At 57.2% G+C, this 11,214-nt stretch carries 9 protein-coding genes and 1 tRNA gene; 2 read left to right on the forward strand and 8 right to left on the reverse strand.

What is annotated here, in order from left to right:
* Positions 1 to 539: transposase (locus AruPA_RS07470; protein WP_265636044.1), on the reverse strand; the 539-nt coding region annotated here is incomplete at its 3' end.
* Between the two features lie 1,130 nt (positions 540 to 1,669).
* Here AruPA_RS07470 and AruPA_RS07475 point away from each other — a divergent pair.
* Positions 1,670 to 3,667, forward strand: coding sequence for a plasmid recombination protein (locus tag AruPA_RS07475; RefSeq protein WP_265636262.1), 1,998 nt, complete (start codon positions 1,670 to 1,672; stop codon positions 3,665 to 3,667).
* Positions 3,668 to 4,147: 480 nt separating this feature from the next.
* Here AruPA_RS07475 and AruPA_RS07480 read toward each other — a convergent pair whose 3' ends face one another.
* Together AruPA_RS07480 and AruPA_RS07485 are read right to left on the reverse strand one after the other, a co-directional pair.
* Positions 4,148 to 5,071 (reverse strand): AAA family ATPase, encoded by a 924-nt coding sequence (locus tag AruPA_RS07480; protein WP_265636045.1) that lies wholly within the window; start codon positions 5,069 to 5,071, stop codon positions 4,148 to 4,150.
* Positions 5,072 to 5,331: 260 nt separating this feature from the next.
* Entirely contained in the window at positions 5,332 to 5,988 is a 657-nt protein-coding gene (locus AruPA_RS07485) for a hypothetical protein (RefSeq protein ID WP_265636046.1), read from the reverse strand.
* 230 nt (positions 5,989 to 6,218) lie between these two features.
* On the opposite strand from AruPA_RS07485, the gene AruPA_RS07490 reads away from it, so the two are divergent.
* On the forward strand, positions 6,219 to 6,464 hold the full coding sequence (locus AruPA_RS07490) for an XRE family transcriptional regulator (protein ID WP_265636047.1): 246 nt from the start codon (positions 6,219 to 6,221) through the stop codon (positions 6,462 to 6,464).
* 75 nt (positions 6,465 to 6,539) lie between these two features.
* Here AruPA_RS07490 and AruPA_RS07495 read toward each other — a convergent pair whose 3' ends face one another.
* From AruPA_RS07495 to mmsB, 5 genes are all read right to left on the reverse strand, one after another.
* A complete protein-coding gene (locus AruPA_RS07495; RefSeq protein ID WP_265636048.1) occupies positions 6,540 to 7,580 on the reverse strand; it encodes a site-specific integrase in 1,041 nt (346 codons plus the stop codon).
* A gap of 143 nt (positions 7,581 to 7,723) precedes the next feature.
* A tRNA-Val gene (locus AruPA_RS07500) sits at positions 7,724 to 7,798 on the reverse strand.
* A gap of 49 nt (positions 7,799 to 7,847) precedes the next feature.
* On the reverse strand, positions 7,848 to 8,615 hold the full coding sequence (locus tag AruPA_RS07505) for an SDR family NAD(P)-dependent oxidoreductase (protein WP_265636049.1): 768 nt from the start codon (positions 8,613 to 8,615) through the stop codon (positions 7,848 to 7,850).
* On the reverse strand, positions 8,612 to 10,312 hold the full coding sequence (locus tag AruPA_RS07510) for an AMP-binding protein (protein ID WP_265636050.1): 1,701 nt from the start codon (positions 10,310 to 10,312) through the stop codon (positions 8,612 to 8,614). The genes AruPA_RS07505 and AruPA_RS07510 overlap by 4 nt, the downstream gene beginning before the upstream one ends.
* Positions 10,309 to 11,205 carry a 3-hydroxyisobutyrate dehydrogenase gene (mmsB, locus tag AruPA_RS07515; protein ID WP_265636051.1) on the reverse strand — a complete coding sequence of 299 codons (897 nt, stop codon included), beginning with the start codon at positions 11,203 to 11,205 and terminating at the stop codon, positions 10,309 to 10,311. The genes AruPA_RS07510 and mmsB overlap by 4 nt, the downstream gene beginning before the upstream one ends.
* Positions 11,206 to 11,214: the final 9 nt, after the last annotated feature.

Here is an 11,214-nt window from a genome sequence, read left to right on the forward strand (position 1 = left end):
AGGCGGCCTTTGTCACGAGGCTTCGACCCGGTCGGTTGCCCAACAGAGCCGCTCGTCAGCTTCCGGATCAAATCGACAACTTTCCGGATGGAACCTTCCTCCATAGATGATGCACGCCTTCGAGGCGCACTCTTGCCGGCGTCATAGCCGCGGATGCCGCCGCTCTCGGTCGTCTTGACGCTCTGACTATCGATCACGGCGGCTGTCGGGCTCGCTTCGCGGCCAGCCCGCTCGCGGTCGAGCATAACCAGGTGGTGGTTGATCCGCTCCCAGGTACCGTCGTCGCGGAACCGTGCAAACCAGCGATAAACCGTGGGGGCGGGCGGGAAATCCTTGGGCAGCAGGCTCCAAGCGATGCCGCCGCGCAGGACGTATAATATCGCATTGACGATCTGTCGCATCTCCCACTTGCGCGGGCAGCCGCACGAACGCGGGGGAGGCAAAAACGGTGAAAGGATCGCCCACTCTGCATCGGTGACGTCACTTCCATAACGTAGGCCTGCGCGGCTATGCTGCGCGCGGGTGGTCGGCGTCCACATGTGATCTCCAACAAGGCTTCGAACACCTGCATGGAATCACATCGGGTCCGGCCATCCAACCCCGCGCCGAAAACGTTCCGCGTTGATTCCGAAATGGCCTCTGAGCCTGAGCATTGACACATGATGCGCTGGGCCATCCGGCCCAACAATTCAACCCCTTTATTCGCTTACACGCATCCTCGTAGGGTTTGATAAAGCACCCACTCAATTGTGCCCTTGTTTACTTGACAGATGCTCCATACAGATGTAGAAGTACAATACACATTCTTAAATCTTCCTGTATCCCATTAGGCTTTGCGCTTTAGCTGCAAAACAAAGATAACGTACATACTTTTTTAATTGATTTCTCTGAGTTAATGCATACGTAGATGTGTGGTGAGAAGCTTTTAATTCCCTAATAGCATTTAAAGGAAGCGGACGATGATATCTCATCTTTCTCGCACGAGCGTGTTGGTAGAACGCGGATTGAGGTTGACACGGAACGCTCGCCGGTTTCAGCGACACCATCGGTCTCCGCCCCCGCCGGGCAAGCCATTGAAACGGCGGGGCCGTGTGCTGGGTAGCAAATATTTGTGTTCGCTGATTTGTATCCGGCAAAGTCTTCTCGCGCGGCACCGGAAAAATTTGGCTTCGAACAGTCGAAAGCGGACCCCGCATAAAAATTCGTTTGGGCAGCGACGACGCAGCCCACGGCGTCGCTCACCCCATCGATCATCGCGAATGGATGGAGATGGCAGAGGCGAAGACCCTAAAAAACAGACACCAGGGATCCGACCTAAATATAGCTTGGTTGAAGTTAAGCCTGTGACGTCACTATGACTATCAACCATCAGTCGAACAGCGAGATTCTCGACTATACTGCACTCGCGAGCCGTTGGTCGGTCAGCCCAGGCAGCCTGAAAAATATTTTCAGCCGAGAGCCGGAAATTCTTCCCCGTCCAATCTGGCTGCCAGGTTGTCGCGGACCCCGGTGGCGGCTCCAAGACATACTTGCGTTCGAATGCGGATCGCTCAAACCTGTGCGCATTGCTGCCACGTTTAAAATAAAACGGAAGCGGGGTCGGCCTAAAATACTCATTTGATGCGACGATCAATTAACGTGCTTCGTTACCGCATTACCACAGTTGCACGTGGTAAATATAAAAAGGACTTATCGCCTTCTTCTTGATGGTTTATTCTATCATTACCATGGTAATAGGGTTTATAAGATGATTTGGCGTTGTTTTTTGAGAGTAATACCGCTTACCCGTGAGGCACTGGCGAGGAGTGCTGCTCATGTTGAGCGTCGAGCTGTCGAAGCTGACGTCAATATTGATAACTCAAGAACAATTCTAAACAGGTTTCTTCTCGGAAGCGGCTCAATCGAGTCGGACTGCCAGAAGACTCTTGCAGGTTATAAGAACGAACGGACAGGCAAAAGCCCAAGCCCGATTGTAGGAGAGTTTGTACTTTCTGCTTCAGCGGACTTTTTCTCAGAAAGATTTCATAATTGGCAAACCGATCCAGTTGTGCTCAACGATTGGATTACGAGGAACAGAGATTTCATGTCTCGCTGTTACGGTGACAACCTCATCGAAATGGCCTTACATTTGGACGAAGAGTCGCCGCATTTCCACGCTTTTGTGGTCCCACTTGTTCTTCGAACCTACGTATCGACAAATAAAAATACAAAAGAACAGATTAAGACGCAGAAGAAAGTAATAAGCTATGGAACGTTATTTACGGATCGATACAGTGCCCTGGGCCAAGCACGTCAAGCAGGTACTAGCGAAGATACAAAACTTGGAAAAATACAGTCGGCATATGCAGAGGCGATGGAGCCCTTAGGTCTCGCCCGTGGGATCAGAAAATCCACAAAAACAAATAAATCCCCAAAAAAATATCGTCAAGATATTCAAAGCGCCCCATACGCACCGTTAGAATTTCCCGCGGATTTAAGAAAGTTAGAAAAAATAACTTTAAATGACGTTATTTGTAACAAAATACCGGAAAAAAATGCTCGTAATGCTGATGTTTTTGCCGGTTTAACGTCTACTCTCGATTCGATGCTACTCCACATTAATAAAACTAACTCGTTGTTACACGAGAACGCTCACCTAAATCAAGAGGTAATGCGTTTAACTCGCGATCTCATGCGAGAATCTAGTATGAATCATAACCTAGTCGTAGCGACTCGTAAACAAAAGAATCTTGATATTCAATTTAACACGATAACGTATGATCACTTATCTGAAAAATTTGATATAGGTGCCGACGTTCATCAAAGGGTCGTGAAAATACTAGAGAGTCAACATAAATGTCTAATACAATATATATCACTTGCTTATGAGGGCTCAGGCCTCACGGTTTTTGATGCTATCTGTCTGTTGTTCGAGTATTTCCCTGACATAGCACCTTTGGCGGTCCAACGTTTTGCGTCCCAGATTGCTACCGGAATTCTATCGCAACACCCTCAAAATTTTCCACAGAGAAACTTGACACCAACCGAAATACGTGCAGGGGCTTGCATCCGTAAGCAATTCGAATCTCTTGGTTTAATAAATTGCCGTATCGTTTTATCACGCCATTGCAAGGGAACTGGCAAGCCAAATGAGACGGAGACAATAATTCGTCACGATGCGCTGCAACAATATTATCGGCTGGACCAACTAAATTCAATTGTGCCATTTCTGTTATATCAAAATCGCAATGGCTATAACATAGGCTTTATACCCGAGGGTGGGATAATGGCCTACTCTGGATGCGTTGAGACAAGCGAGATCATGTATCAAAAATTTGAAGAGATAGGGTTCCCGCCATCACTTGTATTGGATCTTGGTAACGATCGCCTCAAAGTGATATCGAAATTTGCTGAGGGTAACGACATAACGGCCTTGCTAAAGCATTATCCAGGGTTGTTTATGCCGGTGTCTGAAGAGGCGCCTATACCAATGGCTGGATTTGTTTGGCTCGAGGTCGGGAGCGATCCTACACCTCCAGCCACGACGATACAAGAATTCATTGGCAATGTGATCGGTACGAGGTACGCACAAGATGTGAGGTCGGCTAATCCATCAGTTCAGAAAAATTCGATGGAAGGGAGCCAAACGCGCACGATCACGAACATTCCATCTCGCCCCAAACCGTGATGAAAATTAACACTGATGTCCCGGCTTTTTTGTAATACCACAGGGTTGCGTAAATTACGACAGTGCAAGAGTGCGATCAATAGGCCATACAGGGCAATCGCACTTGGATTTTATGGCTCACGGCCGCCATTCGTGGACGATTTTTTGCTGCTGTGAGGCGATTAGATGCCTATAAAACTCTCGTAAGGCTTCAAACTCGTCCGTAGCGTTTCAAATGCGGGTCCCCTGATAGGCCATACATCATCCCTCGCTCGTCGGACGAGATGATGGTATCGTATTTGCAAAAAATATTTGGCACTTTCTATGCTGCAGATTTCCACTACACGGAAACCAACAACGATCGAACCCGCAAGAAGTCGGGGGTGAGCATCGTATGAGGCTGGTGCCGCCAGGGAATAACACTGAGGACCCGACTCTCTGCTCCCGATCAGCGCAGTGCGAGACCCGGATCGCGGCGACATCCAGCCTACTTTGCACAATCTACGACAAGGGGCGTCCGCGCACCTCACGGTCCCGGCACTCTAGGACCCCAATGATAAGGCGTCGCAAACCGCGCATCGAGCCGGTTCGCCACGTGTTTGCAACGGCATCCAGTTCGAACTGCGCGAGCGGCGCAATCCAATTGGTACGCATCCCCTGCGAGCGAGCAATGTCGTGGAGGATTGACCGGACCAGTATCGGCAGATGGTCGTGAGTCGGTGCCGGAAACCGCACGATGCGGCAACGATCGATGAACGGTGCCGGTAAGGAATCAATGTCGTTGGATGTGAACATCCAGTTGAGGTAGCTGAGGTCGACACCGACTTCGGCGCACGGGTCATGCCAGGATTTGGATGTCACTGGATCGAGCATCCCAAGTAAAGTGTCAATTATATTGCCGTTTTGGCGCCCGGTACCTGTCTTCTCGATTTCATCGAGAATAAGTAGAACATTGGCCCTTTCAGCGGCGCAGATTGCGTTCACGGGGACAGCGGCGTCGCAAATTGACCAACGCCGATTTGAGCCACCAAACATGCTATCACTGATACCGCCGCAGCCTATAACGCGCGGGGCGAGCCCGAGAGTTTTGCCAAGCGCGCTGGCGAAGCTGGTCTTCCCAACCCCTGGATTTCCGACAAGCAGAGTCGGGCTCATCGCGACGACCCGGTTGTGCGACATCATCGTGATGTCGTTGAGAATACTGTCGATTACCTGCTCAGCGTGCGGCCACTTTCTCATCATTTTAGATCGGACCCTCGAAAGATCAGGGATCGTAGTGAGGAACAATTTCTCCCCGATGTTGAGCTCCCACAGCGCCATCGGGTCATCGAAGCGCGAAGCCCGTCGTGCATGATGAGGGATTACAACGACGCTTGGACGAGGTGGCGGCAGCTCATTGTTTAGGAAAAGTTCGTTGTCAGACATTTCGAATATGCCTTTCGCGCGGTCGCATTGCCGCATCTAGGCCGGTCCGCTCAATGAGAGGACACAGCCATAAAAATTGAAGATATTTGGATTAGCGGAGACTAGGAGTCTGTCGGAGTTAACCGAAATCTACGACTTTTTTGGTATTATACATCTTATGTATTACGGATTACGCAATTAAATGACGATATTAACGCGACATCAATGCAGTGATTGCGTAAAATCCTTAAGTCCGACGGGCTGCTAGCGATGCGTTACCGCTACCGGAGCGGGCGCCCGTGAACAAACGGTCGCTGCTGACCCGGCACGAGCCCACTGTTTTTGAACGCGCGTAATGCCGTTTGCCAACTTGTCAGTTCAATCGCCGGCGCCAACATCGATGCTTGCTTGACCGACGCGCGCTCGATCGGCGCAATCCGGAACAGGACCCGGTCGATCGGCAGCGCAACCAACGCGGCGATGTCAAAATCGCCGCGTTCGTAACGGAACGTCCCTGAAGCCGAACTCGAGCATCCTCGCTTCAGAATCCAGTGGTAGGCACGGTCCTTCAATCGATTTGTTGTCTTGACTTGAATCCTGGCGTGCCCGCCATCCGCCAAATCTACACTCAAGTCATAGGGTGATCCCGGCATCGCCTGCTGGGTTGGGAAACCCCACGCGAGGAGACGAGAAGTGGCAAGGCTAGCACCAGCTTCACCAATCATGATCGCATGTGAGTAGGATTGGCTTATCCGGCCATTCCCTCGCTGGCCGACATCGGGGCCATCCGGCCCAGCGCAGGTGTCAATCATGAGGCGAAGCAGGGGTGGAATGTCCGCATCCCCACGCAAACTCGGATCGCGTTGCTGAACAATTCCGCTTTCCCCGCTGTTCCGGCGCACCGAAGGGGTGTTATTCTCATCATCAGCTTCGAACATGTGTTAGGTCCACAGTTTGAGGTCAGGCTGGGCGAGGTGTTGGAAGCACCTTGTCCAGCCGAATTTCGCCGGTCATTCCGGCCGCCAATTTTCATGAAACTTCGAGAATATTATCCCGAGGACGTGTGCCGCGCTCAGTCAGCGTAATGGGCTGAGGATCTTCGTTATAGCGAGCTCGCTTGCCGTCGTCAAGCATTTAATATAATATCAGTCATTAAATGGAGGGATTCATGATCACAGGCGTACAGATTCGGGCGGCCCGCGGGATCACTCGGTGGTCAACGGCCGAACTCGCGGCGCGTGCGCAGATCGCGCGATCAACAGTCATTCGCGCTGAAGGTTATGACGGCGCCCCGGCCATCACGAGGGCAAACCTGACCGCGATGCAGACTGCGTTGGAAGCGGCAGGCGTATATTTCGGAGATGGTGGCACGGTGGGGTATCATCCGGACGTCAGTTGCACGGATAGCGATTGATTTGTTGCTTTTGTGAAACCCCGGCTGATCAACCCTTCATTTAGAAATCCGGGTAGGGCGAAGGCTGCAAATCCCTCATCCGCCTCGACGCTTGCCATCCAATCGGTCTGCGAGATGACCTGCGCGCAAATGGGTGTATCGGCTCAGCATCGCCAATGTCTTGTGGCCGGTGATCCGCGCGATCTCCATCTCGCTCAAGTCGGTTTTCTCGAATAACCGCGATACGGCCTCATGGCGAAGATCATGGAACCGCAAATCTTTGATCGCCGCACGAACGCAGATTCGGTCAAAGGCCCGCGTAATGGAATGCGGATCGATATCGACACCCCATACCCAGCCGTCGATGCGTTGCACCACGCCCCGCAAAATCTCCACCGCTACCTTAGATAAAGGTACCGATCGGGCCGTTCCGTTTTTGGTCTCTGGCAGGTGGATCGTGCGTCCCGAAAGGTCGACGAAGTCCCATCGCATTGATGCTATCTCGCCGCGGCGCATGCCCGTCGCCAATGCCAGCGCAATAATGCTTGCCATGCGGATCGCCTTCGATGTGCGCTCATATTCCGATGCGGCCACACCGATGCGCTCCTCTTCTCCCGCACCAAGTCGGCGTGAACGGCCTTCCGGCGCGCGAGGGCGGCGCATCGCCAAGACTGGATTGCCGCGCGGCAGCACGATCCGCCACTCTTGCATGGCGACGCTGAAAGCATGGCTCAAGACGGTCAATTCGCGGTTCACCGTTGCCGGTGCGACCTCACGCAATCGGTCGTCCCGATACTGCGCTAGGTCGGCGCCCGTAAGTACCGCCAATGGTCGCCGCACGATCGGATGTCGTAGGATTACGGCTATTTTTGAGAGTTCAGCCGCGGCGCCGCGTTTGGTCGGCGTCACATCGGAGCGATACCGGTCAAGTAACTCATTCAGTGTCGTGCGCTCGGCCTCGCTGAAATCGACAAACATGCCCTTGTCCATGTCTGCCTCTATCGAACGTGACCAGATCATCGCTTCCGACTTTTGCCGAAACGTCCGAACCTGCGGCGGATGACCCCGTCGGCGGATCTGCGCGCGGTACCCGATTACATTGCCGTCACTGTCCTTACGCGCGGAGATCGATGCCATGAACCCATTGTGCCGATCTTCGAACCGGCGACAAGGGGGACGCGTCGACCCGAAGTGGGACGAAATTGGGACGAAAATTCAGTGAACCAAACTAAGGCGGGGCCAGATTTCCTCATAAGTGATTGGACCCACTTCGGAAAATCTGGTGGGCGCGACAGGGATTGAACCTGTGACCCCCGCCATGTCAAGGCGATGCTCTACCGCTGAGCTACGCGCCCACTTGATTGCGCGGTCATAGCTTCGGTCGCGCGGATACGCAAGCCGGGATCAGCGTGGCGGCATGCGCAACGCGCCGTCGAGGCGGATGGTTTCGCCGTTCAGCATGTCGTTCTCGCAGATATGGCGGACCAGGGACGCGAATTCGGCGGGTTGGCCGAGGCGCGAAGGGAACGGGACCGAACTCCCCAACGAGTCCTGCACCGCGGCGGGCAGGCCTGCCATCATGGGCGTTGCGAACAGGCCGGGGGCGATCGTCATTACCCGGATCGCGGAACGGGCGAGTTCGCGTGCGATCGGCAGGGTCATGCCGACGACGCCGGCCTTGGAGGCGGCATAGGCGGCCTGGCCGATCTGGCCGTCGAACGCGGCGATCGAGGCGGTGTTGACGATCACGCCGCGCGTGCCGGAGCCATCCGGCGGATGATCCGCCATGGCGGCGGCGGCGAGGCGGATCATGTTGAACGTGCCGATCAGATTGATCGTGACGGCGCGGGTGAAGCGCGCCAGATCGTGCGGGGCGTCGCGCCCCAGCACGCGTTCGCCGGGGGCAATGCCGGCACAATTGACCAGGATGTGCAGCGCCCCGAAGGTGGCGGTGGCTTCGGCGATTGCTGCCGCCGCATCGGCCTCGCTTGCGACATCGGTGCGGTGAAACCGCGCGGCGGCCCCGAAGCGGGCGGCGGCCGCGCGGCCTTTGGCGTCGTCGATATCCGCGATCAGCACACGGGCGCCCGAGTCGACCAGCATGGCGACGGTCGCCTCACCGAGGCCGGAGCCGCCGCCGGTGACCAGGGCGGTTTTGCCATTCAGGTTCATGGGAGGGCTCCAGGCGGGTCGTTGAGGATAGATTCGTCGAACCGGATGCCGGCCGGGCTGCCGCTGACCTCGTCCGCGCGGAGCTGGACGCGGCGGATTTTGCCCGAGATGGTCTTGGGCAGATCATCGACGAACACCAGCGCACGGATGCGTTTGAATGGTGCGACGCGCGATTGCAGATGCGCAAAGATCGAGCGGGCGGTCGTGGCATCGGCCGGGGCGCCGGCGATCAGCGCGACGTAGGCGACGGGAACCGCGAGGCGGACCGCATCCGGCCGCGGCACCACGGCGGCTTCGGCGACGGATGGGTGTTCGATCAGGACGCTTTCCAGTTCGAACGGGCTGATCCGGTAGTCGGATGATTTGAACACATCATCGGCGCGGCCGACGAAGGTGAGGTAGCCATCGGCATCGATGGTTGCGACGTCGCCGGTGCGGTACCAGGGCTGGTCGGCGCCGAACAGGGTGGTGGTTGCGGGGTCGAGATAGCCGCGCATCAGGCCGAGCGGGCGGGATGGCGTGCAGACCAGCGCGACCTCGCCCTCGCCCACGACACCATCGGCGCCGTCGCGCAATTCGACGCGATAGCCGGGCAGCGGGCGGCCCATGGCGCCGGGTTTGACCGGCGCGCCGGGGGGATTGCCGATCTGCGCGGTGGTTTCGGTCTGGCCGTAGCCGTCGCGGATGGTGATGCCCCAGGCGGCGCGGATCTGTTCGATGATTTCAGGGTTGAGCGGTTCGCCGGCGCTGACGATTTCGCGCAGACGATTGGGATGGGCGCGCAGATCGTGCTGGACCAGATGCCGCCAGACCGTGGGTGGCGCGCAGAGCGTGGTGACGGCGCAGCGCGCGATGGCGGCGAGCAGGGCGGGCGCATCGAATTTGATCTGGCGGACGATGCAGATGGTGGCACCCGCGCTCCAGGGCGCGAAGAAACTGCTCCATGCGTGTTTCGCCCAGCCGGGCGAGGAGATGTTCAGATGGATATCACCGGGTTGCAGGCCGATCCAATACATCGTTGACAGGCTGCCGACCGGGTAGGAATAATGCGAGTGCAGAACGAGTTTTGGCTTCGCGGTGGTGCCCGAGGTGAAATAGAGCAGCAGCGGGTCATCGGCCTGGGTGGCGCCGGCGGGGGCGAGGCTGGTTTCGTGCGCCTGTGGTGCGTAGCGTGTCCAACCGGGGCGATCGCCGCCATCAACCACGATGTTGACGGTGTTCAAGCCCAGAGCTTCGTATTTTTCGACCTGATCGGGCGTGGTGACCACGAAGCGGCTGCCGCCGCGCGCGACGCGGTCGCGCAGTTCATCGGCGGTGAGGAGCACGGTCGCGGGGATGACGACGGCGCCGAGTTTCATGGCGGCGAGCATCAGTTCCCACAATGGCGCGATGTTGCCGAGCAGCAGCAGGATGCGGTCGCCGCGCGCAACGCCCAGACCGCGCAGGAAATTCGCCGCCTGGTTGGAGCGCACCGCCATGGCGGCGAAGCTGATGCTGAGTTGCTCACCACTGGATGGATCATCGATCAGCAGGGCGGGGCGGTCGCGCTGCGCGGCATCGGTTGCGAGCACGGCATCGAACCAGTCGAGCGCCCAGTTGAACGGCACGGGCGCTGGCGGTTGAAAGCCGGTGTAGGCAGCCTGGTAATCGGTGCGGTGTTCGAGCAGGAAGTGCCGCGCGGCGGCGAAGCCGGTCATGACGCGGACCGTGCCGCGATCATGCGAAAAATCGCGGAGAAATCATCCTGCGCGTGGCCGGCTTCGGCGAAGGCCTGATACATGCGCGCGGCGTGGGCGCCGAGTTCGGTCACCGCGCCGGATTGGGCGGCGGCGGTTTGCGACAATTGCAGGTCCTTCAGCATCAGGCCGGCGGAAAATCCCGGGCGGTAGCCGTGATTGGCCGGGCTGGAAGGCACCGGACCGGGCACAGGGCAATAGCTGGTGAGCGACCAGCACTGGCCCGATGCGGTGGATGCGACATCGAACAGCGCCTGGCGGTCGAGGCCGAGGCGGTCGGCCAGGGCGAAGGCTTCGCTGACGCCGATCATGGAGATCCCCAGGATCATGTTGTTGCAGATTTTCGCCGCCTGACCAGCACCGGCGTCGCCGCAATGCACCACGCGGCTGCCCATGGCGGCGAGCAGGGGTTGCGCCGCGGCGAAGGCGGCTTCGGTGCCGCCGGCCATGAAGGTGAGGGTGGCTGCGACCGCGCCGCCGACGCCGCCGGAGACCGGCGCATCGATCGCGCGCCGGCCGGATTGCTGCGCCATGGCGTGCGCGGCGCAGGCGGATTCGACATCGATGGTCGAGCAATCGATCATCAGGCAGGTTTCGGGCGCGGCAGCGAGAATCCCGGACGGATCTTCGTAGAGGGCGCGCACCGCGGCGCCGGCGGGGAGCATGGTGATCACCGCATCGCAGCCGGCAGCGGTGGTGGCGAGGTCAGGCATGATACGAACCCCCTGGGCTGCGGCGGCCGTGCAGGCGGCGGGCACCAGATCGTAGCCCTGGACATGATGGCCGGCGCGCACGAGATTCGCCGCCATCGGCCCGCCCATGTTGCCCAAGCCGATGAACCCGATGATGGCCATGATTTCCCC

The organism is Acidiphilium sp. PA, from assembly GCF_026191915.1.
Taxonomy (GTDB): domain Bacteria; phylum Pseudomonadota; class Alphaproteobacteria; order Acetobacterales; family Acetobacteraceae; genus Acidiphilium.